The 23,422-nt window shown below is 53.1% G+C and carries 23 protein-coding genes, 2 tRNA genes and 1 other RNA gene; 19 read left to right on the top strand and 7 right to left on the bottom strand.

What is annotated here, in order from left to right:
• Positions 1-339: 339 nt before the first annotated feature.
• Positions 340-426, top strand: a complete 87-nt coding sequence (locus WLO31_RS17990; RefSeq protein ID WP_435930665.1) for a hypothetical protein — start codon at positions 340-342, stop codon at positions 424-426.
• Between the two features lie 92 nt (positions 427-518).
• On the opposite strand, the gene garD is transcribed toward WLO31_RS17990, so the two are convergent.
• A complete protein-coding gene (gene garD, locus WLO31_RS17985) occupies positions 519-2,090 on the bottom strand; it encodes a galactarate dehydratase (protein WP_435927974.1) in 1,572 nt (523 codons plus the stop codon).
• A gap of 524 nt (positions 2,091-2,614) precedes the next feature.
• On the opposite strand from garD, the gene garL reads away from it, so the two are divergent.
• The 4 genes from garL to rnpB all read left to right on the top strand — a co-directional run bounded on the left by garL (position 2,615) and on the right by rnpB (position 5,928).
• On the top strand, positions 2,615-3,385 hold the full coding sequence (gene garL / locus WLO31_RS17980) for a 2-dehydro-3-deoxyglucarate aldolase (RefSeq protein WP_435927973.1): 771 nt from the start codon (positions 2,615-2,617) through the stop codon (positions 3,383-3,385).
• A gap of 32 nt (positions 3,386-3,417) precedes the next feature.
• The gene (gene garR / locus WLO31_RS17975) at positions 3,418-4,311 is read left to right on the top strand and encodes a 2-hydroxy-3-oxopropionate reductase (RefSeq protein WP_435927972.1); all 894 of its coding nucleotides are present in this window, start codon (positions 3,418-3,420) and stop codon (positions 4,309-4,311) included.
• A 51-nt stretch (positions 4,312-4,362) separates the two neighbouring features.
• Complete coding sequence (gene garK / locus WLO31_RS17970; protein ID WP_435927971.1) at positions 4,363-5,517, top strand: glycerate 2-kinase; 1,155 nt, start codon at positions 4,363-4,365, stop codon at positions 5,515-5,517.
• Between the two features lie 32 nt (positions 5,518-5,549).
• Positions 5,550-5,928: RNase P RNA component class A (rnpB, locus tag WLO31_RS17965), an RNA gene on the top strand.
• Between the two features lie 405 nt (positions 5,929-6,333).
• Here the strand turns inward: rnpB and sfsB are convergent.
• Complete coding sequence (sfsB, locus tag WLO31_RS17960) at positions 6,334-6,597, bottom strand: DNA-binding transcriptional regulator SfsB (protein WP_435927970.1); 264 nt, start codon at positions 6,595-6,597, stop codon at positions 6,334-6,336.
• Positions 6,598-6,828: 231 nt separating this feature from the next.
• Positions 6,829-7,800 (bottom strand): octaprenyl diphosphate synthase, encoded by a 972-nt coding sequence (ispB, locus tag WLO31_RS17955; RefSeq protein WP_435927969.1) that lies wholly within the window; start codon positions 7,798-7,800, stop codon positions 6,829-6,831.
• A 261-nt stretch (positions 7,801-8,061) separates the two neighbouring features.
• Between ispB and rplU the strand changes: the two genes are divergently transcribed.
• The 4 genes from rplU to cgtA all read left to right on the top strand — a co-directional run bounded on the left by rplU (position 8,062) and on the right by cgtA (position 10,904).
• Positions 8,062-8,373, top strand: a complete 312-nt coding sequence (gene rplU, locus WLO31_RS17950) for a 50S ribosomal protein L21 (RefSeq protein ID WP_121267729.1) — start codon at positions 8,062-8,064, stop codon at positions 8,371-8,373.
• Positions 8,374-8,391: 18 nt separating this feature from the next.
• Positions 8,392-8,649 carry a 50S ribosomal protein L27 gene (gene rpmA / locus WLO31_RS17945; protein WP_121267728.1) on the top strand — a complete coding sequence of 86 codons (258 nt, stop codon included), beginning with the start codon at positions 8,392-8,394 and terminating at the stop codon, positions 8,647-8,649.
• A 100-nt stretch (positions 8,650-8,749) separates the two neighbouring features.
• Positions 8,750-9,715 (top strand): DMT family transporter, encoded by a 966-nt coding sequence (locus tag WLO31_RS17940; RefSeq protein ID WP_435927968.1) that lies wholly within the window; start codon positions 8,750-8,752, stop codon positions 9,713-9,715.
• Positions 9,716-9,731: 16 nt separating this feature from the next.
• Positions 9,732-10,904 (top strand): Obg family GTPase CgtA, encoded by a 1,173-nt coding sequence (cgtA, locus tag WLO31_RS17935; RefSeq protein WP_435927967.1) that lies wholly within the window; start codon positions 9,732-9,734, stop codon positions 10,902-10,904.
• 200 nt (positions 10,905-11,104) lie between these two features.
• Here the strand turns inward: cgtA and pmrB are convergent, their stop codons facing one another.
• Genes pmrB through dacB form a run of 3 tightly spaced genes read right to left on the bottom strand, consistent with a single transcriptional unit; the run spans position 11,105 to position 14,258 of the window.
• Entirely contained in the window at positions 11,105-12,163 is a 1,059-nt protein-coding gene (gene pmrB / locus WLO31_RS17930) for a two-component system sensor histidine kinase PmrB (RefSeq protein WP_435927966.1), read from the bottom strand.
• The gene (gene pmrA, locus WLO31_RS17925) at positions 12,160-12,822 is read right to left on the bottom strand and encodes a two-component system response regulator PmrA (RefSeq protein WP_435927965.1); all 663 of its coding nucleotides are present in this window, start codon (positions 12,820-12,822) and stop codon (positions 12,160-12,162) included. The genes pmrB and pmrA overlap by 4 nt, the downstream gene beginning before the upstream one ends.
• A 2-nt stretch (positions 12,823-12,824) precedes the next feature.
• The gene (dacB, locus tag WLO31_RS17920) at positions 12,825-14,258 is read right to left on the bottom strand and encodes a serine-type D-Ala-D-Ala carboxypeptidase (RefSeq protein WP_435927964.1); all 1,434 of its coding nucleotides are present in this window, start codon (positions 14,256-14,258) and stop codon (positions 12,825-12,827) included.
• A 244-nt stretch (positions 14,259-14,502) separates the two neighbouring features.
• Here dacB and greA point away from each other — a divergent pair, with 244 nt between their 5' ends.
• A complete protein-coding gene (greA, locus tag WLO31_RS17915; protein ID WP_167610061.1) occupies positions 14,503-14,979 on the top strand; it encodes a transcription elongation factor GreA in 477 nt (158 codons plus the stop codon).
• A gap of 105 nt (positions 14,980-15,084) precedes the next feature.
• Here the strand turns inward: greA and yhbY are convergent, their stop codons facing one another.
• Positions 15,085-15,378 (bottom strand): ribosome assembly RNA-binding protein YhbY, encoded by a 294-nt coding sequence (gene yhbY / locus WLO31_RS17910; RefSeq protein WP_167610064.1) that lies wholly within the window; start codon positions 15,376-15,378, stop codon positions 15,085-15,087.
• Positions 15,379-15,503: 125 nt separating this feature from the next.
• Between yhbY and rlmE the strand changes: the two genes are divergently transcribed.
• The 9 genes from rlmE (at position 15,504) to nusA (ending at position 23,415) form a co-directional block, all read left to right on the top strand.
• Positions 15,504-16,133, top strand: coding sequence for a 23S rRNA (uridine(2552)-2'-O)-methyltransferase RlmE (rlmE, locus tag WLO31_RS17905; RefSeq protein WP_271123860.1), 630 nt, complete (start codon positions 15,504-15,506; stop codon positions 16,131-16,133).
• 56 nt (positions 16,134-16,189) lie between these two features.
• Complete coding sequence (gene ftsH / locus WLO31_RS17900; RefSeq protein WP_435927963.1) at positions 16,190-18,127, top strand: ATP-dependent zinc metalloprotease FtsH; 1,938 nt, start codon at positions 16,190-16,192, stop codon at positions 18,125-18,127.
• Between the two features lie 100 nt (positions 18,128-18,227).
• On the top strand, positions 18,228-19,076 hold the full coding sequence (gene folP / locus WLO31_RS17895) for a dihydropteroate synthase (RefSeq protein WP_435927962.1): 849 nt from the start codon (positions 18,228-18,230) through the stop codon (positions 19,074-19,076).
• Positions 19,069-20,406, top strand: coding sequence for a phosphoglucosamine mutase (glmM, locus tag WLO31_RS17890; protein WP_435927961.1), 1,338 nt, complete (start codon positions 19,069-19,071; stop codon positions 20,404-20,406). The genes folP and glmM overlap by 8 nt, the downstream gene beginning before the upstream one ends.
• A gap of 231 nt (positions 20,407-20,637) precedes the next feature.
• Entirely contained in the window at positions 20,638-20,970 is a 333-nt protein-coding gene (secG, locus tag WLO31_RS17885; protein ID WP_435927960.1) for a preprotein translocase subunit SecG, read from the top strand.
• 47 nt (positions 20,971-21,017) lie between these two features.
• Positions 21,018-21,104: transfer RNA gene (locus WLO31_RS17880), tRNA-Leu, on the top strand.
• Positions 21,105-21,163: 59 nt separating this feature from the next.
• Positions 21,164-21,240: transfer RNA gene (locus tag WLO31_RS17875), tRNA-Met, on the top strand.
• Positions 21,241-21,447: 207 nt separating this feature from the next.
• Entirely contained in the window at positions 21,448-21,900 is a 453-nt protein-coding gene (gene rimP / locus WLO31_RS17870; protein ID WP_167610079.1) for a ribosome maturation factor RimP, read from the top strand.
• A gap of 27 nt (positions 21,901-21,927) precedes the next feature.
• Positions 21,928-23,415 carry a transcription termination factor NusA gene (gene nusA / locus WLO31_RS17865; RefSeq protein WP_435927959.1) on the top strand — a complete coding sequence of 496 codons (1,488 nt, stop codon included), beginning with the start codon at positions 21,928-21,930 and terminating at the stop codon, positions 23,413-23,415.
• Positions 23,416-23,422: the final 7 nt, after the last annotated feature.

Below are 23,422 nucleotides of genomic sequence, written 5' to 3'. Positions count from 1 at the left end.
AAATAATTTAGTAAGTTGGGCGAAAAATAGCACCTCTGGATTACCTCCTTACAGTTACTTTGCTAATGAATTTGCGGCAGGAGAATCAGAGGCAATCCGTGCGGCTGGACATTTATCGAAGACCTTCTACTTTATTCTGTTGAATGTTTTTTAAAGCTGCGTTTGATAAATAGTGTCAATCAAGGTGATGTAAAATGTTTCTGGAATCTGTAAAAAATTACCCACAGCAGGAAAACGGCTTGCTGACAGCGAACTTTTCCGCCGCGGAGGCTTGCTGGCAGAGGGGCCGTAGCGCTGGAGATACTTCTATCGGGAAAGCCGCTGGCGAATAAAGAGTTGATGGCGACCCAGGTTAATCGCCCTGAACGGGAAGATGATGTCCTGACGCTGGCTACCTGGCGTCAGCTCCTTGAGTATATTGTTTAGCAGACGATCGGAGAAAGCTGAATAAGGACGTAAGGCTATTCCCGGAAGGCGGGTAAGCCTGTGCTACCCGCCGGATGCTTGTTTTTCAAAGATCAGGTTACCGGTGCAGGATTAAATACCGCCAGCGCGTTGTGCAATCCCCATCGATCGGAAAAGGTTTTCTTACGGCCGCTTGCGACATCAAGAATTAATTTAAACAGCTCCCAGCCCACATCTTCAATGGTGGCCTCGCCGGTGGCGATGGTGCCCGCGTTAATGTCCATCAGATCGTGCCAACGGTTTGCCAGCGCGTTGTGGGTTGCCATTTTAATAACCGGTACGGCCAACAGGCCGTATGGCGTGCCGCGCCCGGTGGTGAAGACCTGCAAGGTGATACCAGAAGCGACCTGCTGGGTGCCGCACACGAAATCACTTGCCGGCGTGGCCGCGTAAATCAGACCGCGTTTAGTGGGGCGCAGGCCTGGTGAAAGCACTTCCACAATCGCGCTCTGGCCTGATTTAGCGATGGAGCCAAGGGCTTTTTCCACCACGTTTGCCAGCCCGCCTTTTTTGTTGCCCGGTGACGGGTTGGCGCTGCGATCGGTTTTACCCATGTCCAGATAGTTGTCGTACCATTCCATCTCTTCGAGCAGGCGTTTTCCTACTTCTTCGTTAATGGCCCGCGGGGTTAGCAGATGAATGGCGTCACGGACCTCAGTGACTTCAGAGAACATCACCGTGGCGCCGCAGCGCACCAAAAGATCGGAGGCATAGCCAACGGCCGGATTAGCCGTCACACCTGAGAACGCATCGCTGCCGCCGCACTGCATACCGATGACCAGTTCTGATGCCGGACAGGTTTCCCGCTGTCGCTGGTTGAGTTTTTGCAAATGGCGTTCCGCAACGGCCAGGATATCATCCACCATCGATTTAAAGCCGACGTGATGTTCATCCTGCAGACGTACAATGCTGGCTTCGGCTGGTGAAATAGCCTGGACATCTTCGTTACCTGCCAGCAGGCGTTCCGGCTGGAGTTTTTCACAGCCGAGGCCAACTACCATCACTTCGCCGCCGAAGTTCGGGTTCAGAGCGATATTGTGGATGGTGCGGATAGGGATCGCCGCGGCCGGGGCGTTAATGGCCACCCCGCAGCCGTAAAGGTGATTCAGTCCCACCACGCCGTCCACGTTCGGATAGCGGGGCAGTAAGTCGCGCTCAATGATTTTGATAACGTAGTCCACAACGCCTGCGACGCAGTGCACGCTGGTAGTGATGCCGAGGAGATTTTTAGTGCCGACGCTGCCGTCTGCGTTGCGATAGCCTTCAAAAGTGTAACCTTCAAGTTTTGGCAGCGGCTCCGGTACCTTCGTGGCCAATGGCAGCGTATGCAGCGGCGGCGCTTCGGGCAGGGCCACCAATGATTCATCGATCCAGCTGCCCTGCAGAATGTCACGCGCCGCATAGCCGATCGTTTCGCCGTAGCGAATAATTGCGCCACCAGCAGGAATGGCGACCAGCGCGACTTTATGGCCCTGCGGGATATGCTCGACTAACGTCAGTCCATCCGCAAACTGCGCGCCTGATTTCAGTCCATTGTCGTTAACAATAATGGCAACGTTATCGGCTTCATGAACTTTAATATAAAAGGCCGTCGGCGGTTGCTGCCTAATTTCGATGTCTGACATAGTTCACGCTTCTCCAGGTATAAATATATTTATAAGGTCACGGCCTTAAATTAATTGTGAATTCAGGCGTACTTGCTCATTAAATAATGTCAGGACGAGAAATATTAGGATGTGATGCAGATCACCTAACGTGGCCACGTCAGCCCTGACAGGGACGGCAAGATAAAAATATGTGCAATATGCCCCACCGATATGTACGAATGCTCATAATAATCATCCTGAAAAATCTCTCTCTTGTGCAACTGCCTAATGATCGCGCTTCCGGTGCTGGCTATACTGTGTTGCGTGCCATTAGCGCTGAGTTAATTACTGTTAGCGACGTTAATCAGAATAAAGAGAGCACAAGCTGAATCAAAAAAAGGTTAGTGAAGCTGATAATTAATATTATTAATTTCCTTTTATTGCGACGGCGATTAACTAAGCGGTCCGTGTTGCGCTTTTTATATACCGATTCTGACTATGCCAGGTAATAATCACACGTACGGAATTGCAGCGGTACGCCATGAAAAAATAAGGTAAAGCTCATGAATAACAACGTATTCCCGAATAAATTTAAGGCTGCTTTAGCGGCTCACCAGGTACAGATCGGCTGCTGGTCGGCGCTAGCTAGCCCCATCAGCACCGAAGTGCTGGGCCTTGCCGGATTCGACTGGATTGTGCTGGACGGCGAACACGCGCCAAACGATATCACTACGTTTATTCCACAGCTGATGGCGCTCACCGGCAGCCAGAGCGCCCCGGTCGTTCGTGCGCCAACTAACGATCCGGTGGCGATCAAGCGCCTGCTGGATATCGGCTTCTATAACTTTTTGATTCCGTTTGTAGAAACACAGGAAGAAGCGGCGCTGGCGGTTTCTTCTACGCGTTACCCGCCGGAAGGCATCCGTGGCGTATCCGTTTCGCATCGCGCCAATATGTTTGGCACCGTACCGGACTACTTCGCTCAGTCGAACAAAAATATCACCGTACTTGTGCAGATCGAAAGCCAGCAGGGCGTGGACAACGTGGACGCCATCGCAGGCACCAGCGGTGTGGACGGCATCTTTGTCGGGCCAAGCGATCTGGCGGCGGCATTAGGCCATCTGGGCAACGCCTCGCATCCGGAAGTGCAGCGTTGTATCCAGCATATTTTTGCCCGTGCTAAAGCGTTCGGCAAACCAGCAGGGATCCTGGCGCCGGTTGAAGCAGACGCTAAGCGCTACCTGGAATGGGGCGCAACTTTTGTGGCCGTGGGCAGCGATTTGGGCGTTTTCCGCTCCGCTACCCAAAAGCTGTGCGACCAGTTTAAAAAATAACTTCCACCCGTAAATAACGAGAGAGTAAAGCTATGACAATGAAAGTTGGGTTTATTGGCCTTGGCATCATGGGCAAACCAATGAGTAAAAACCTCATCAAAGCCGGTTATTCCCTGGTGGTTGCCGACCATAATGCAGAGGCGATTGCTGAAGTGATTGCCGCTGGCGCAGAAACTGCCGCTACCCCAAAAGCTATTGCTGAGCAGTGCGAAGTAATAATCACCATGTTGCCTAATTCCCCGCACGTGAAAGAGGTTGCGCTGGGTGAAAACAGCATTATCGAGGGGGCGAAACCGGGCGCCGTATTTATCGACATGAGCTCCATCGCGCCGCTGGCAAGCCGTGAAATCAGCGAAGCGTTAAAAGCCAAAGGCATCAATATGCTGGATGCGCCGGTCAGCGGCGGCGAGCCGAAAGCCATCGATGGCACGCTCTCCGTGATGGTGGGCGGTGATAAAGCAACTTTCGATCGCTATTACGATCTGCTCAAAACCATGGCGGGCTCGGTGGTGCATACCGGGGATATCGGCGCGGGCAACGTAACCAAGCTGGCGAATCAGGTGATTGTGGCGCTGAATATTGCTGCCATGTCTGAGGCGTTAGTGCTGGCAACCAGAGCCGGCGTGAATCCTGATTTAGTGTTCCAGGCGATTCGTGGCGGCCTTGCGGGCAGCACCGTGCTGGAAGCGAAAGCGCCGATGGTGATGGATCGTAACTTTAAACCCGGTTTCCGTATCGACCTGCATATTAAAGATCTTGCGAATGCGCTGGATACTTCTCATGGCGTGGGCGCGCAGCTGCCCCTGACCGCGGCCGTTATGGAGATGATGCAGGCGCTGCGCGCTGACGGCCACGGCAACGATGACCACAGCGCAATTGCATGCTACTACGAAAAACTGGCGAAAGTTGAAGTCACCAGGAATTGAGAGGGCGCCAGGCGCCTTGCTTTTCTCAGGCCGAATCAGGCATGGATTACTATGAAAATCGTTATCGCCCCGGACTCTTATAAAGAAAGCCTCTCAGCTCATGAAGTGGCCCAGGCTATCGAAAAGGGATTTCGTGAAATATTTCCTGATGCCCGCTACGTTTCTGTCCCGGTTGCAGATGGCGGAGAGGGCACTGTCGATGCAATGGTTAGCGCAACACAGGGTTCTAAAGTTGTCACGACGGTTACCGGGCCGCTGGGCGAGCCCGTGACGGCCTGCTGGGGCATGACTGGTGACGGTAAAACCGCATTTATCGAGATGGCGGAAGCCAGCGGCCTTGCGCTGGTACCCTTTGAGAAACGTAATCCGCTTGTTACCACCTCGCGCGGGACCGGAGAATTGATATTGCGTGCGCTTGATAACGGCGTGCGCAATATCATTATCGGCATTGGCGGCAGCGCCACTAACGATGGCGGCGCCGGAATGCTGCAGGCGCTGGGCGCAAAATTGTCTGATGCGGCTGGCAAGGAGGTCAGCCCGGGCGGCGGCAGTTTGCTGAGCCTGAGCAGCATTGATATTTCCGGGCTCGATAAACGGCTGGAACGCTGCGTGATAAACGTGGCGTGCGACGTCACTAATCCATTGACCGGTGATAACGGCGCTTCCCGAATTTTTGGGCCGCAGAAAGGCGCCGACGAAGCCACGATCGTCGAGCTGGATCGCAATCTGGCACATTTTGCGCAGGTGATAAAAAAACAGCTGCGTAAAGATGTGGAAAACACGCCGGGGGCGGGCGCGGCAGGCGGCATGGGCGCCGCGTTAATGGCTTTCCTCGGCGCCGATTTACGCAGCGGCGTTGAGATTGTTACCGAAGCCCTTAACCTGGAGGAGCATATACATAACTGCTCGCTGGTGGTGACAGGCGAAGGGCGCATGGACAGCCAGAGTATTCGTGGAAAAGTTCCTGTAGGCGTTGCGGCAATAGCAAAGCGGTATCGTAAACCCGTTATCGGGATTGCCGGCTCTCTGGCCTGCGATGTTGCGATTGTGCATCAGCACGGCATTGATGCGGTATTCAGCGTGCTCACTAGCGTTGGCACGCTGGATGAAGCGCTGAAAAATGCCTTCGATAACATTTACCGGGCCTCGCGTGATATCGCCGCGACGGTCGCTATCGGCATGAAACTACCGGCTAAGTCAGCGTGACATGGGGACGTAAACCCTCTATACTTCGCGCCGAAGCTGACCAGGCAGTCGCCGCTTCGTCGTCGTCCTCTTCGGGGGAGACGGGCGGAGGGGAGGAAAGTCCGGGCTCCATAGGGCAGGGTGCCAGGTAACGCCTGGGAGGCGCAAGCCTACGACCAGTGCAACAGAGAGCAAACCGCCGATGGCCCGCGCAAGCGGGATCAGGTAAGGGTGAAAGGGTGCGGTAAGAGCGCACCGCGCGTCTGGTAACAGTTCGCGGCACGGTAAACTCCACCCGGAGCAAGGCCAAATAGGGGTTCATAAGGTACGGCCCGTACTGAACCCGGGTAGGCTGCTTGAGCCAGTGAGCGATTGCTGGCCTAGATGAATGACTGTCCACGACAGAACCCGGCTTAACGGTCAGCTTCAACTTCTTACAAAACCCCGCTTCGGCGGGGTTTTTGCTTATCAGGCAGAGGCAGGATGGATGCCTGTCCACGACGCTCTTCATAAAAGAACGCGGCTTAACGGTCAGCTTCAACTTCTTACAAAACCCCGCTTCGGCGGGGTTTTTGCTTATCAGGCAGAGGCAGGATGGATGACTGTCCACGACGCTCTTCATAAAAGAAAGCGGCTTAACGGTCAGCTTCAGCTTCTTACAAAACCCCGCTTCGGCGGGTTTTTGCTTATCAGGCAGAGGCAGGATGGATGACTGTCCACGACGCTCTTCATAAAAGAAAGCGGCTTAACGGTCAGCTTCAGCCATTCAACGAAACGCCTGTAAGGTGAAAACTGAGCGGGGCGTTTTGCTGTGAGTGAGGCGCAAAGATGGTGACATTACTTTTTACGTATTAATAAAGAGCGATCGATAAACTCATGCGTCACCGGATCGTAGTAACGTGACGGCCAGATTAGCCACGGCTCCGTTCCCAGAGCTTGCGCAATAATATATTCGCCTTTGGGCCAGGGGCGAGTTAATGCATTGGCTAAGGTGGCCGAATTCAACCCCGCTTTGCGCGATTCTGCCGCAAGGGACGTCCCCCGTTTGCGAAGGCCTGCAATGATGTCGGCAGGATGCCAGTCCGTCTGTTCTTTATCCATTGTTCCTTCCTATAACAACCTTCTTTCCTGTGCGTTCATGCTTCATTTGGAATTTATAACACATGTTCGTTTAATAATTTCCAATAAAAAGCAGCAATGCTCAGATCTGTGTTTTAAAACACAAAACTAAGTGAAAACCTATGCATAAGCGTTACAGAAGGAGAGTGCCGGAAAAGAATAAGGCGTTTTTATAGGAAACTTTACGCGCCGGTTGACGGCGCGCAAGGGAGATTATCGATCGCGCTGAACAGCCATATGCGCCAGGGCAATTAAAGCTTCTTTGTGCTCGCTTTCTGGCAGCACGCTGAGGGCTGCAATGGCTTTATCCGCTTCCTGTTCTGCGCGAAGACGGGTCCATTCCAGCGAACCGCAGGCGGCCATTGCCTCCAGAACAGGCTGGAGTAAATGACGGCCATTGCCCTGCTCAATGGCTTCACGAATCATCCGGGCCTGCTCTGGCGTACCATTTCGCATGGCGTGCAGTAAAGGAAGCGTCGGTTTGCCTTCGTTAAGGTCATCCCCCACATTTTTACCCAGCGTTTGACCATCCGCACTGTAGTCCAGTAAATCGTCGATTAGCTGGAAGGCAGTGCCAAGATAGCGTCCATAATCTTGCAAAGCCTGTTCCTGTTCAGCAGTGGCCTCCGCCAAAATCCCGGAGCATTGCGACGCCGCTTCGAACAAACGTGCGGTTTTGCTGTAAATCACGCGCATATAGCTTTCTTCGGTGATATCCGGGTCGTTACAGTTCATCAGCTGCAGCACTTCTCCTTCAGCGATGACGTTGACTGCTTCGGACATGACTTCAAGCACCTTCAGCGAGCCCAGCTGTGTCATCATCTGGAAGGCGCGAGTGTAGATAAAATCCCCCACCAGAACGCTTGCCGCGTTACCAAACGCCGCGTTGGCCGTTGCTTTGCCGCGACGCATATCCGATTCGTCTACCACATCGTCGTGAAGCAGCGTGGCGGTGTGGATAAATTCGATCAGCGCGGCGATATTGATATGCGCATGACCCTGATAGCCGAGCGCCCTTGCGGCAAGTACTGCGATCGTTGGGCGTATGCGTTTCCCGCCGCCGCTAACGATGTAATAGCCTAACTGATTGATCAGTTGAACATCCGAATTTAACTGTTCAAGGATGACCGCGTTGACACCCGCCATATCTTGCGCGGTTAACTCATTAATTTTTTCTAAATTCATCGCAGAAGTCTGGCTTACAGTCCTGTTTACCACATGTTGTTATGGAATAACGTGGAGGTAGAGAAGTGATAATGTAGTACAGATTGTACTGAAAAAACGAGGCAGATAAACGTTGTCTGTGATGTTGCGTTTTTTTTCTACGAGTATGCATAATCGGGCTTGTCAAATGCTCCGTGTTTGCGTAATATTCGCGCCCTATTGTGAATATTTATAGCGCCACCTGAAACCAATGTAAGGTGTGTGCGGAAAGCGGAGTTTTATATGTACGCGGTTTTCCAAAGTGGTGGTAAACAACACCGAGTAAGCGAAGGTCAGACCGTTCGCCTGGAAAAGCTGGACATCGCAACTGGCGAGTCTGTTGAGTTCGCAGAAGTTCTGATGATCGCTAACGGCGAAGAAATCAAAATCGGCGTTCCTTTCGTTGATGGCGGCGTAATCAAAGCTGAAGTTGTTGCCCACGGTCGTGGCGAGAAAATTAAGATCGTTAAGTTTCGTCGTCGTAAACACTACCGTAAGCAGCAAGGTCATCGTCAGTGGTTCACTGATGTGAAAATCACTGGCATCAGCGCTTAATACAGAGGAGCAGATTAAATGGCACATAAAAAGGCTGGCGGCTCAACTCGTAACGGTCGCGATTCCGAAGCTAAACGTCTGGGCGTAAAACGTTTCGGCGGTGAAGCAGTTCTGGCAGGCAGCATTATCGTTCGTCAACGTGGCACTAAATTCCACGCTGGCAGCAACGTAGGTTGCGGCAAAGATCACACTCTGTTCGCTTTGACTGACGGTAAAGTTAAGTTCGAAGTTAAAGGCCCGAAAAACCGTAAGTTCATCAGCATCGTTGCTGAATAAGTTTTTCGCGTCCCGGTAACGGATTGAAGCCCCGCAACACGTTGCGGGGCTTTTTACATTCTGAGCCCGGTAAATTAATGCAGTACCAGGGAACTTCAGCATGAAACAGCAGGCGGGCATCGGCATCCTTTTGGCATTAACCACGGCCGTTTGCTGGGGAGCTTTGCCCATCGCAATGAAGCAGGTGCTGACGGTCATGGAACCGCCGACCGTGGTTTTTTACCGCTTCCTGATGGCAAGCATTGGGCTGGGTTCTATCCTCGCTCTACGCGGCAAGCTGCCGCCGATGCGTATTTTCCGCAAGCCGCGCTGGCTGGGGTTACTGGCGATTGCGACGGGTGGCCTGTTTGGTAACTTCCTGCTGTTTAGTTCTTCCCTGCAGTACCTGAGCCCGACGGCTTCTCAGGTTATTGGCCAGCTTTCCCCGGTGGGGATGATGGTGGCGAGCGTGGTGGTGCTGAAAGAGAAAATGCGCGGCACGCAGGTCGTTGGGGCCATAATGCTGCTTTGCGGGCTGGTGATGTTCTTTAACACCAGCCTGATAGAAATTTTTACCCGTCTGACGGATTACACCCTTGGCGTCATTTTTGGTGTTCTGGCGGCGACGGTGTGGGTCACCTATGGCGTGGCGCAGAAGGTATTATTACGCCGTCTGGCCTCGCAACAGATCCTCTTTTTGCTGTACACTTTGTGTACTGTTGCGTTGTTGCCTTTAGCGCAGTTGAATATGGTTTTTCAGCTTAGCGGATGGCAGCTGGCATGTTTAATTTTCTGCGGCCTGAATACGCTTGTTGGGTATGGGGCGCTGGCAGAAGCAATGGCCCGGTGGCAGGCGGCGCAGGTCAGCGCGCTAATTACGCTGACGCCGCTGTTTACCCTGCTGTTTTCAGATTTATTAGCGTTAGCCTGGCCCGATTTCTTCGCCATGCCGTTGCTTAACCTCGTAGGTTATGCCGGCGCGTTTATCGTGGTTGCGGGCGCTATGTATTCCGCCATTGGTCACCGTCTTTGGGGACGCTGGCACAAAACCGAAGCTGTCATTCCAGTACAACGTTCGGGCGAATGATTTACGGAGAAGTGAAATGAAGTTTGTTGATGAAGCAACGATCCTGGTCGTAGCAGGTGATGGCGGTAACGGCTGCGTTAGCTTCCGTCGTGAAAAATATATCCCAAGGGGCGGCCCGGACGGCGGCGACGGCGGCGACGGCGGCGACGTCTGGCTGGAAGCTGATGAAAATCTCAATACCCTAATCGATTACCGCTTCGAGAAATCTTTCCGCGCAGAACGTGGCCAGAACGGCCAGAGCCGTGACTGTACCGGCAAGCGTGGTAAAGACGTCACGGTTAAAGTGCCTGTAGGTACGCGCGTTATCGATGGCGGCACCGGCGAGACCATGGGTGACATGACGCAGCACGGCCAGAAATTAATGGTTGCTAAAGGCGGCTGGCACGGCCTGGGCAATACCCGTTTCAAATCGTCCGTTAACCGTACCCCGCGTCAAAAAACCATGGGTACGCCGGGTGAAAAGCGCGATTTGCAGCTTGAGCTGATGCTGCTGGCTGACGTTGGCATGCTGGGTCTGCCGAATGCGGGCAAATCTACCTTCATCCGTTCTGTCTCTGCGGCAAAACCAAAAGTGGCTGATTATCCATTTACCACGTTGGTGCCAAGCCTTGGCGTAGTACGTATGGATAATGAGAAAAGCTTTGTGGTGGCCGATATTCCTGGCCTGATCGAAGGCGCAGCCGAAGGCGCGGGGCTGGGGATTCGATTCCTGAAGCACCTTGAGCGTTGTCGCGTGCTGCTGCATCTCATCGATATCGCTCCAATCGACGAATCAGATCCGGTTGAAAACGCCCGTATTATTATTGGCGAGCTGGAAAAATACAGCGCTAAACTGGCAGAGAAACCGCGCTGGCTGGTCTTCAACAAAGTCGACCTGATGAGCCAGGAAGAAGCCGAAGCGCGCGCCAAAGAAATTGCTACTGCGATGGGCTGGGAAGATAAATACTATCTTATCTCCGCGGTTAATCGCGAAGGCGTCAACGCGCTGTGCTGGGATGTGATGGACTTTATTATCGCTAATCCAAAAGTCAGCGAAGTCGTGCCGGTGGCGCCTGAGAAGGTTGAGTTCATGTGGGACGACTATCATCAACAGCAGCTTGACGCCGCCGAAGCTGAAGAAGACGATGACTGGGATGACGACTGGGATGAAGATGACGACGAAGGCGTCGAAATCATTTATCAGAAGTAAGCAGAACAGAGTTAAAGGGCCGGTCATTCGGCCCTTTAGTTATCTGACAAAGAAGGAAAAAGCGGGGTTTTTCCTTCTTTGTGCTTATCGGTCGAAAATCAATGAATTGATTTTCCAATTAATTTTAAGGGCCCCGCGTTCAGTACTCATCAACATAAAGTCTGTCGTTAGCCTGGAGGGCCGGTCATTCCGGCCCTTATTTATTGGATATTTGTCGGCAACCAGCAGCAGGCGTTCAGGCCAGAGCATTCGCTGCGATTATCCAGCATAAGCTTTCCATGATGCAGCTGAACGATGCGCAGGACAATGTTCAAACCAAGCCCGCTGCCGCCGTAGCGCTGGTCCATACGTCGGAAAGGCTCGGTGAGTGTCTGGCGATGTTCCTCTTTGATGCCGGGACCCTGATCTGCTACGGTCAGCGCTGTTCCCGCATTCTGCGGCGTCAGGAAGACGGTAATCACGCTTTGCTCCGGGCCGTAACGGGAGGCATTTTCCAGCAGGTTGCGCAGCATCAGGCGTAACAATACGGCATCCCCCTGTACTGTATCGGCGCTTTCCTGCGGCCATTCTATAGATTGTTGCCGCAGCGCCACCATCTCATCCATCTCCATTTTCAGCGGCGCAATAATGTCGCGGGTCCATGTCAGCGTGCTGTAGTGCCCGCTCGCCAGCGCCTGGCCGGCTCTCGATAACATCAGCAGTTGTTCGATGGTGTGCATCAGCTGATCGATGCGATCCAGAAGCATCGGCGCCTGCGGATTACCCGCGTTTGCCATCAGTTCCAGATGCAGTCTGAGGCCCGCCAGCGGCGTGCGCAGCTCGTGGGCGGCATCTGCGGTAAACAGGCGCTCCTGCTGAATGGTACGGTCCAGACGCCCCAGCAGCTGGTTTAACGAGCCGGTCACAGCCACCACCTCTTCCATGTCTGAATACATCGGCACGGGAGAGAGGTTATCCGCAGAGCGGTTGGCAAGGCTTGTGCGCAGACGATTTAAAGGGCGCGTAATCCAGGTGATTGCCCAGAAGGAGAAGAAGAGCGTAAAACCAATCATCACCAGCGAAGGCACCAGCAGCGAGGCGATGGCTTCGTGGATCTCTTTCTCAACGTGCTGGTTACGCGATTTGGCCGAGAGCGTTTCATTTACCAGGAAACCGATTTGCTCCCGGCTTTCATGCCATAGCCAGAGCACGCTAACGAGTTGGAAAAATAAAAGAATTAGCGCAAGCAGAAGCATTAGCCGCCGACGCATGCTGTTCATGCCCGGCTTTCCAGACGGTAGCCAACGCCGCGCACGGTTTTGATACGCTCTTTGCCTAATTTGCGGCGCAGATTGTGAATGTGCACCTCAAGCGTGTTCGAACCGGGATCGTCCTGCCAGCTATAGATATCCTGCTGTAGCGTTTCACGATGCACCGTCTGCCCGATGCGCATCATCAAGCGCGTGAGAAGGGCGAATTCTTTCGGCGTGATTTCCAGCGGCTGGTCCTGCAGCAAAACCTGCTGAGTTTGTAAGTTGAGCGTTAAGTCAGCCTGCTGTAAAAGATTATCGCTGTGTCCCTGATAGCGGCGGATTAGCGCCCGCGCGCGGGCCTGAAGTTCCGCCAGCGCGAAGGGTTTAACCAGATAGTCGTCAGCGCCGGAATCCAGCCCTTTAACCCGGTCTTCAAGCGCATCGCGTGCGGTGAGGATCAGTACGGGGTTGCTGACGCCACGGCGGCGCCACTGGCTCAGCAGCGTCGCGCCGTCTTTATCCGGCAGGCCGAGATCCAGAATCACCAGGCTGTATTCGCCGCTTTGTATTAACGCGTCAGCTTCAGCGGCGGTAGCGGCGCAATCCAGCGCGTAGCCTTCGTTACCCAGCGCTTGCGCCAGGCCTTCCTGTAGCAGTAAATCGTCTTCAACAATCAGCAGTTTCATGCTCAGTTATTCTGGTAGATATCCTTATAGAGGCGGCTTTCGAAGCGCACTAACGGGATACGACGGTTACGTTGATCGGCAGGCTCTACGGCATAGCCGGATAAATACTGCACAAAGGCCATCCGCTGACCGCTGGCTGTGGTGATGAAGCCGGCCAGGTTATAGACGCCCTGCAGGGAACCTGTTTTCGCGGACACTTTGCCATCCACGCCTGCGGCATGGAGGCCAGCACGATACTGGAGCGAGCCATCGTAACCGGCTAAGGGCAGCATTGAGATGAAGTTTAGCTGAGTGTCGTTCTGCGCGATGTACTGCAGCACCTGCATCATGGTGGCCGGCGAAATTAAGTTATGGCGGGATAATCCCGAACCGTCCACCAGAATAGTATTGCCTAAATTAACACCGGCTTTCTGGCTTAAGATCTGACGCACCGCGTCTGCGCCAGCGCGCCATGTGCCCGGCACGCCAAACCGATTATGGCCGATGGTGCGGAAAACGGTATCGGCAATCATGTTGTCTGATTTTTTGAGCATGATTTTTAGCAGGTCATGCAAGGGAGCAGATTCTTTACGGGCGATAACCGTGCCCGGCGTCTTCACCAGCGTCTGGCGTAGCAGCGTGCCGCTATAGGTGATGCCTGCTTCTTTTAACTCGGCCTTGAGGATTGCGCCTGCGTAGCTGGCCCCGTCCTGAATGGCAAACGCCAGCGGCAGCGGATCCGCTCGTTGCGTCATACAGCCCGTCAAAGTGAAACGATTGAGATCGCCGGGTACGACGTCCAGTTCGCAATACTGCGCATCCGGCGAACCTTTGGCGAGGGTTCTCACCTGGCTGTTCATCAGCACCGGGTAATAAGAGGCGATACGCACAAATGCCAGGTCGTCAGGTTTTGGGGCGCTGTAGAGTGAAATGGAGAAGCAATTTCGGTCAACGATGGCCGCCGCCGGCGGCGCGCTGAAGCACTGGGTCATGTCATTCCATGGCCAGCCGGGCGCTTTATCGTGGCTGGCAAACACGGAGGTGTCGATCAGCACATTTCCCTGAATCTGCCGGATGCCGGACTTTTTCAGCACGGCGACCATATTGCGAATATCCTGACGTTTTAGCGTCGGATCGCCGCCAAATCGCGCCACAAGGTCGCCATTTAGCACGCCGTTGCTCACCTGAGCATGGCTTTCAAGGGTCGTGGTAAAGCGGAAATCTGGCCCAAGCTGCAGCAGCGCCGCCAGCGCAGTGATCACTTTCTGCGTGCTGGCCGGCAGGGCCATTTGCTGACTGTGATAATCAATCGTCGGAGCCTGAGCACCCACCTTCTGCACCATCAGCGCCAGGTTTGCCCCGTCAGGTAACTGGGAGGTGTATTCTTCAACGTTGGCGGCCTGAACGTTCAATACCACTGCACTGGTCAATCCAATGACAAATCTAAAAAATCGCATAATCTCGCGTTAACAGCCTGGAAACGTGCAGCCATACTACGGTGCATCGCGGTGCAAAGTAAACGATGACCCTTGTGGAACTCCAGGGTAAAATACGTATCAAATTGAAAACCGTTCCTGACCTGGGGCTTTGCTCCGGGTCAGTTTTCTTTTATTTGTTGTCAGGCGAATGCTCTGGCTATGCTCTTAAGTCAGCACAACTGAAGGCCGTGCTGAACAGGACAGTTTTTAAGAGGTATAACAAATGCAACCTATTCCGATGACCTTACGTGGCGCAGAAAGATTACGCGAAGAACTCGACTTCCTGAAGTCAGTTCGCCGCCCGGAAATCATTGCCGCAATCGCCGATGCTCGTGAGCATGGCGACCTGAAAGAAAATGCTGAATACCATGCGGCGCGCGAGCAGCAGGGTTTCTGCGAAGGCCGTATTCAGGATATCGAAGCCAAGCTATCTAACGCCCAGGTTATCGACGTCACCAAAATGCCTAACAATGGCCGTGTAATTTTTGGTGCCACGGTGACCGTGCTGAATCTTGAGAACGATGAAGAGCAGGCTTATCGCATTGTGGGCGATGATGAGGCTGATTTTAAACAGAATCTTATTTCTGTTAATTCACCTATCGCTCGCGGTCTGGTGGGGAAAGAGCAGGATGACGTTGTGGTGATCCGTACTCCGGGCGGCGACGTCGAGTTCGAGATCGTCAAGGTGGAGTATTTATAATTTCTGCTAAGCTGATTGCCGGCGTGGCGTATTGTAAAGAAAGGAAAAAGGCCGCATAGCGGCCTTTTATCAGCTAACAGAGCGTGGCATTTTGCTCCTCTGCGCTTACTTTGGCAGAGAAATTTTACGCTCTTTAGACGGGCGATAAAGCACCAGCGTTTTACCGATGACCTGTACATTACAGGCGCCGGTTTCCCGCACGATGGCATCCACTATCAGGGTTTTTGTCTCACGATCTTCCGTTGCGACTTTGACCTTGATTAACTCATGGTGCCCAAGTGCTTGTTCAATCTCGGCCAGTACCCCTTCGGTCAAACCATTATTGCCAAGCATGACGACCGGCTTGAGTGGATGAGCAAGACCTTTCAGGTGCTGTTTTTGTTTAGTACTCAGATTCATCGTATTATTTGCTTACGTTGGGATTGAAAACGGTTCATTCTACCGCCATCTCCAGTGTATCGCCAAATCGGCTGTGCTGATTTTTAACAGTCTGCCACTCACGATGAACAAAGTTGGAATTTGAGATGACAGGTAAAAAGCGTTCTGCCAGCTCCAGTCGCTGGCTGCAGGAACACTTTAGCGATAAATATGTACTTCAGGCGCAGAAAAAGGGGTTGCGTTCCCGTGCCTGGTTTAAACTTGATGAAATACAGCAAAGTGACAAACTTTTTAAGCCAGGTATGACGGTTGTCGATCTTGGCGCTGCTCCCGGAGGCTGGTCACAGTACGTTGTGACAGAGATCGGGAATCAAGGGCGAATCATCGCTTGCGATCTTTTACCAATGGATCCTATCGTTGGTGTGGATTTCCTTCAGGGCGATTTTCGTGATGAATTAGTCGTCAAGGCCCTGCTGGATCGTGTTGGTGACAGTAAAGTTCAGGTTGTCATGTCAGATATGGCACCAAACATGAGCGGGACACCGGCAGTAGATATTCCTCGCGCTATGTATCTGGTAGAACTGGCACTGGAAATGTGCCGTGACGTTCTGGCGCCGGGCGGAAGTTTTGTAGTGAAAGTGTTTCAAGGCGAAGGTTTCGATGAATACCTGCGAGAAATTCGCTCCCTGTTTACGAAGGTGAAAGTTCGTAAACCGGACTCTTCTCGTGCCCGCTCACGTGAAGTGTACATTGTAGCGACCGGGCGCAAAGTATAGTACCCTGACGCTGTTTGTTAACACAGTTGTAATATGAGGTTAATCCCTTGAGTGACATGGCGAAAAACCTAATACTCTGGCTGGTCATCGCGGTTGTGCTGATGTCTGTGTTCCAGAGCTTTGGGCCCAGCGAGTCAAACGGCCGTAGGGTGGATTATTCCACTTTCCTGTCTGAAGTGAATCAGGACCAGGTTCGCGAAGCGCGTATCAATGGACGTGAAATCAACGTTACCAAGAAAGATAGTAACCGATACACGACTTACATCCCCGTTAACGATCCCAAGCTGCTTGATAATCTGCTGACCAAGAACGTTAAAGTGGTAGGCGAGCCGCCTGAAGAGCCGAGCTTGCTGGCTTCTATCTTTATTTCCTGGTTCCCGATGCTGTTGTTGATTGGGGTCTGGATCTTCTTTATGCGCCAGATGCAGGGCGGCGGTGGCAAAGGCGCCATGTCGTTCGGCAAGAGCAAGGCGCGTATGCTCACCGAAGACCAAATCAAAACCACTTTTGCCGACGTTGCAGGCTGTGACGAAGCAAAAGAAGAGGTGGCTGAGCTGGTTGAGTACCTTCGTGAGCCGAGCCGTTTCCAGAAGCTGGGCGGCAAAATCCCGAAAGGCGTGCTGATGGTTGGCCCTCCGGGTACCGGTAAAACCCTGCTGGCGAAAGCCATCGCGGGTGAAGCGAAAGTGCCATTCTTTACCATATCCGGTTCTGACTTCGTTGAAATGTTCGTCGGCGTTGGCGCATCCCGCGTGCGTGACATGTTCGAGCAGGCGAAGAAGGCCGCACCGTGCATCATCTTTATCGATGAAATCGATGCCGTAGGCCGTCAGCGTGGCGCAGGCCTGGGCGGCGGTCACGATGAACGCGAGCAGACGTTAAACCAGATGCTGGTTGAGATGGATGGTTTCGAAGGCAACGAAGGTATCATCGTTATCGCCGCGACTAACCGTCCGGACGTACTTGACCCGGCATTGCTGCGTCCAGGCCGTTTCGACCGTCAGGTTGTGGTCGGTCTGCCAGACGTACGTGGTCGTGAGCAGATCCTGAAGGTGCATATGCGCCGTGTGCCTCTGGCACCCGATATCGATGCGGCAATCATTGCCCGCGGTACGCCAGGCTTCTCCGGTGCGGATCTTGCAAACCTCGTGAACGAAGCTGCCCTGTTTGCTGCCCGCGGCAACAAACGCGTGGTCTCGATGGTTGAATTCGAAAAAGCGAAAGACAAAATCATGATGGGTGCGGAACGTCGCTCCATGGTGATGACGGAAGCGCAGAAAGAATCCACCGCCTATCACGAAGCCGGCCACGCCATTATCGGGCGTCTGGTGCCGGAACACGATCCGGTGCACAAAGTAACTATTATTCCACGCGGTCGTGCGCTGGGCGTAACCTTCTTCCTGCCGGAGGGCGATGCAATCAGCGCCAGCCGTCAGAAGCTGGAAAGCCAGATTTCAACCCTTTACGGCGGTCGTCTGGCGGAAGAGATCATCTACGGCGCGGAGCATGTTTCTACCGGGGCGTCTAACGATATTAAAGTCGCGACTAACCTGGCGCGCAATATGGTCACCCAGTGGGGCTTCTCCGAAAAACTTGGTCCGCTGCTGTATGCGGAAGAAGAGGGCGAAGTATTCCTGGGTCGTTCCGTAGCAAAAGCAAAACACATGTCCGATGAGACCGCGCGTATCATCGATCAGGAAGTGAAGCTGCTGATTGAGCGTAACTATGCTCGCGCTCGCCAGCTGCTGAATGAGAACATGGATATCCTTCACACCATGAAGGACGCACTGATGAAGTATGAAACCATCGATGCGCCGCAGATTGACGATCTGATGGCTCGCCGCGATGTGCGTCCGCCAGCGGGTTGGGATGAGTCGAATAACGGCAGCAACAATTCTGATAACAACGGTACACCACGTGCACCGCGTCCGGTCGATGAACCGCGCACGCCGAATCCTGGTAACACCATGTCAGAACAGCTGGGCGATAAGTAAGCCGAGTCCGATCTGTGTTTTGCAGTAAGTAATCTAAACCCCGGGCCGGTCCCGGGGTTTTTGTTTTTGTCTTAAACAAAGCCGATTCAGAGGAATTTTGATGAAACTCACCGCCCAGGGCAGCGCGCTCGATCTCTCCCATCCTCACGTTATGGGCATTTTAAACGTTACTCCGGATTCGTTTTCCGACGGGGGAAAGCACAACTCGCTGGTTGAGGCGGTAAAGCACGCTAATGCGATGATTAACGCCGGGGCGACAATTATTGATATCGGCGGTGAATCAACGCGTCCGGGAGCGGCTGAGGTGAGCGTGGAGGATGAGCTGGCGCGAGTGATTCCAGTCGTTGAGGCGATTGCGCAGCGGTTCGAAATATGGATCTCTGTTGATACGTCCAGGCCCGAAGTAATGCGCGAATCGGCACGCGTCGGGGCGCATATCATCAACGATATTCGTTCCCTGACTGAACCGGGCGCGCTGGAAGCCGCCGCCGAAACGGGGTTGCCGGTTTGCCTGATGCACATGCAGGGAAACCCTAAAAATATGCAGCTGGCGCCGCGCTATACAGATGTTTTTGAAGAGGTAAATCGCTTCTTTATTGAACACATTGCCCGTTGCGAGGCGGCAGGTATCGCAAAAGAAAAATTGTTGCTCGACCCGGGCTTCGGTTTCGGTAAAAATCTTAGCCATAATTACCAACTTCTTGCCCGACTTTCAGAATTCCATCACTTTGGCTTGCCGCTGTTGGTTGGAATGTCGCGTAAATCAATGGTTGGCCAACTGCTTAATGTCGGACCGGATCAGCGCCTGAGCGGCAGTCTCGCTTGCGCTGTCGTTGCGGCAATGCAGGGGGCGCATATCATCCGGGTGCACGACGTGAAAGAAACCGTAGAAGCTATGCGCGTGGTTGAAGCCACACTTTCAGCGAAGGAAAACAAACGCTATGAGTAACCGTAAATATTTTGGCACCGATGGCATTCGTGGACGCGTCGGCGATAGTCCAGTCACGCCTGATTTCGTTCTGAAGCTGGGCTGGGCGGCGGGTAAAGTTCTGGCACGTCACGGATCGCGTAAAATCATCATCGGGAAAGACACGCGCATTTCCGGCTATATGCTGGAATCCGCCCTCGAAGCCGGGCTGGCCGCGGCCGGGCTGTCTGCCTCTTTTACCGGCCCGATGCCGACGCCTGCTGTCGCTTATCTGACGCGTGCGTTCCGCGCTGAAGCTGGCATCGTTATCTCCGCTTCCCATAATCCTTTTTACGATAACGGGATTAAATTCTTCTCCATCGACGGCACCAAACTGCCTGACGAAGTGGAAGAAGCCATTGAAGCGGAAATGGAAAAAGAGATCACCTGCGTAGATTCCGCCGAGCTGGGTAAAGCCAGCCGCATCGTTGATGCCGCCGGACGTTATATCGAATTTTGCAAAGGCACTTTCCCGAACGAACTGAGCCTGAACGGATTAAAAATTGTTGTGGACTGCGCCAACGGCGCAACCTACCACATCGCGCCGAACGTGCTGCGTGAGCTGGGCGCAAATGTTATCGCCGTTGGCTGTGAGCCTGACGGCGTCAACATCAATGAAAAATGCGGCGCAACAGACGTTCGCATGTTGCAGGAAAGGGTGCTGGCGGAAAAGGCCGACCTCGGTATCGCATTTGACGGCGACGGCGATCGCGTCATCATGGTTGATAACCAGGGCCTTAAAGTAGACGGCGACCAGATCCTCTACATTATCGCTCGTGAAGGGCTGCGCCAGGGCCAGCTGCGCGGCGGCGCCGTGGGCACGCTGATGAGCAATATGGGCCTTGAGCTGGCGCTCAAACAGCTTGGTATCCCGTTTGCCCGTGCGAAAGTGGGCGATCGCTACGTGCTGGAAAAGCTGCAGGAAAAGGGCTGGAGAATCGGCGCGGAAAACTCCGGCCATATCATTCTGCTTGATAAAACCACTACCGGTGACGGTATCGTCGCAGGTTTGCAAGTGCTAACAGCTATGGTTCGCAACCACATGAGCCTGCACGACCTTTGCAGCGGAATGAAACTCTTCCCGCAAATTCTGGTGAACGTGCGGTTTACAGCAGGCAGTGGCGATCCGCTGGAACATGAGAGCGTGAAAAAAGCGACCGCTGAAGTGGAAGAAGCGCTGGGTAATCGCGGGCGCGTTCTGCTGCGTAAATCCGGTACGGAGCCATTAATTCGAGTGATGGTGGAAGGCGAAGATAATGCTCTGGTAACGGAGTATGCCAATCGTATCGCGGATGCAGTCAAATCTGTTTAATCATACGGAGCCGGACTGCACAAAAAGGCGGCGCCCGCCGCCTGTTTTGTAAGCAAAAATTGGCGTATTGCTCTTTTTTTCTGCAATCGGTGCGATGTTAAGAAATTGCCCTTGCGCACCACTGCTGCTTTGGTTAGTATTCTCACCCGCTTCAGTGGGTAAACGAAAATTTGCCTGCTTACTGGTTTGAAGCTCAAGGTATGCGGTAACCCCGCAAGGAACAGGTTGATTATGTACGAAGCTCTTTTGGTAGTTTTCCTTATTGTAGCCCTGGGCCTTGTAGGTCTTATCATGCTGCAGCAAGGTAAAGGCGCTGATATGGGAGCCTCCTTCGGTGCAGGCGCCTCCGGAACCTTATTCGGCTCAAGTGGTTCAGGTAACTTCATGACCCGCATGACCGCTGTGCTGGCGACGCTGTTCTTCATCATCAGTCTGGTGTTGGGCAATATCAACAGCAACAAAACCAGTAAAGGAAGTGAGTGGGATAATTTGAGTCAGCCAGCGAAATCTGAGCAGACAACGCCAGCGGCGCCTACCAGGCCGACCAGCGATATCCCACAGTAATAAGCAGTAAGCTTCTGTACGGCAGAATTGATAGCCGTACGCAAAGTGCCGAGGTGGTGGAATTGGTAGACACGCTACCTTGAGGTGGTAGTGCCCGATTGGGCTTACGGGTTCAAGTCCCGTCCTCGGTACCAAATCCCAGCAATTCTTGCATTTATTGCAATTCTGGCGTAGTATTTGCCACGTTTTCGGACGCGGGGTGGAGCAGCCTGGTAGCTCGTCGGGCTCATAACCCGAAGGTCGTCGGTTCAAATCCGGCCCCCGCAACCACTTTCCCTGAGAGTTCTTTTTCAAAGATACTGTGAGCCATTCGGTGCCTCGCGAAGAATTTAGAAAAAAATTCTCTGGACGGTGTCCGGGCCGCAATTGCGGCATACAGGGTTCAGTTATATAAAGCCCCGATTTATCGGGGTTTTTTGTTATCTGACTTCAGAATAACTGGGCTATATGCCCTTTTTTTATGTCTTGGGGGTGGGCTTGTCCACATTAGAGCAAAAATTAACAGAGATGATTACAGCACCCGTCGAAGCACTGGGCTACGAACTGGTGGGTATCGAATTCATTCGTGGTCGCCAATCTACGCTGCGCATCTATATTGATAGTGAAGACGGCATCAATGTTGATGATTGCGCTGATGTCAGTCACCAGGTCAGTGCAGTGTTAGACGTCGAAGATCCTATCACTGTGGCCTATAACCTTGAAGTTTCCTCACCCGGCCTCGACCGCCCAATGTTTATTAGCCAACATTACGTTCGCTATACTGGCGAAGAAGTGAGCATTGTGTTGCGTATGGCCGTGCAAAACCGTCGCAAATGGCAGGGTATTATCAAAGCCGTTGAGGGTGAGATGATCACGGTCACGGTCGAAGGTAAAGACGAAGTGTTCGCACTGAGCAACATCCAGAAAGCGAACCTGGTACCCCACTTTTAATAGTTTGGATTGAGGTGAAAACCCAGGATGAACAAAGAAATTTTGGCTGTTGTAGAAGCAGTTTCCAACGAAAAATCCCTCCCGCGCGAGAAGATTTTTGAAGCTCTGGAAAGTGCACTGGCGACAGCGACGAAGAAAAAATATGAGCAAGAGATTGATGTCCGTGTAAGCATCGATCGTAAAAGCGGTGACTTTGACACTTTCCGCCGCTGGGTCATCGTTGAAGAAGTGACTCAGCCGACGCGTGAAATCACCCTTGATGCTGCTCAGTTCGAAGACCCTGAACTGAACGTAGGCGAATACGTTGAAGATCAGATTGAATCCGTCACCTTCGACCGCATCACAACGCAAACGGCTAAGCAAGTCATCGTGCAAAAGGTTCGTGAAGCTGAACGTGCGATGGTTGTGGATCAGTTCCGTGAGCACGAAGGTGAGATAATCACCGGCGTGGTGAAAAAAGTTAACCGCGACAACATTTCCCTGGATTTGGGTAGCAACGCTGAAGCCGTCATCATCCGTGAAGACATGCTGCCACGTGAAAACTTCCGTCCGGGCGACCGTATTCGCGGCGTGCTTTATGCCGTGCGCCCTGAAGCTCGTGGCGCGCAGCTGTTCGTTAGCCGTTCCAAACCGGAAATGCTGATTGAACTGTTCCGTATTGAAGTGCCAGAAATCGGCGAAGAAGTCATTGAAATTAAGGCCGCTGCCCGCGATCCGGGTTCTCGTGCGAAAATCGCCGTGAAGACCAATGACAAACGTATCGATCCGGTTGGCGCTTGCGTCGGTATGCGCGGTGCGCGCGTACAGGCAGTTTCCACTGAGCTGGGTGGCGAACGTATTGATATCGTACTGTGGGACGACAACCCAGCGCAGTTCGTTATCAACGCGATGGCCCCTGCTGATGTGGCTTCCATTGTGGTTGATGAAGACAAACACACGATGGATATCGCGGTAGAGGCAGGCAACCTGGCGCAGGCGATTGGCCGTAACGGTCAAAACGTGCGTCTGGCTGCACAGCTAAGCGGCTGGGAGCTCAACGTGATGACCGTTGACGATCTGCAGGCTAAGCACCAGGCTGAAGCACATGCAGCCATTGATACCTTTACCAAATACCTCGATATTGACGAGGATTTCGCCACCGTGTTGGTTGAAGAAGGTTTCTCAACGCTTGAAGAACTGGCTTACGTGCCAATGAAAGAGCTGTTGGAAGTCGACGGCCTTGATGAAGACACCGTGGAAGCATTACGCGATCGCGCTAAAAACGCCCTCACCACTCTGGCGCTTGCTCAGGAAGAGAGCCTTGGCGACAACAAACCTCAAGAGGATCTGTTGAACCTTGAAGGCATGGACCGCACGCTGGCCTTTAGGCTGGCCTCGCGCGGTGTGAGCTCGCTGGAAGAGCTGGCTGAGCAAGGCGTCGATGATCTGACAGACATTGAAGGTTTAACCAACGAGAAAGCCGGTGAATTGATCATGGCAGCTCGTAATATCTGTTGGTTTGGCGGCGAAGCGTAATAAACTG

This window comes from Dryocola sharpae (genome assembly GCF_051307055.1).
Taxonomy (GTDB): Bacteria; Pseudomonadota; Gammaproteobacteria; order Enterobacterales; family Enterobacteriaceae; genus Dryocola.
The sequence above is the reverse complement of the archived record's forward strand: the minus strand, read 5'-3'. Positions and strand labels throughout refer to the sequence as shown.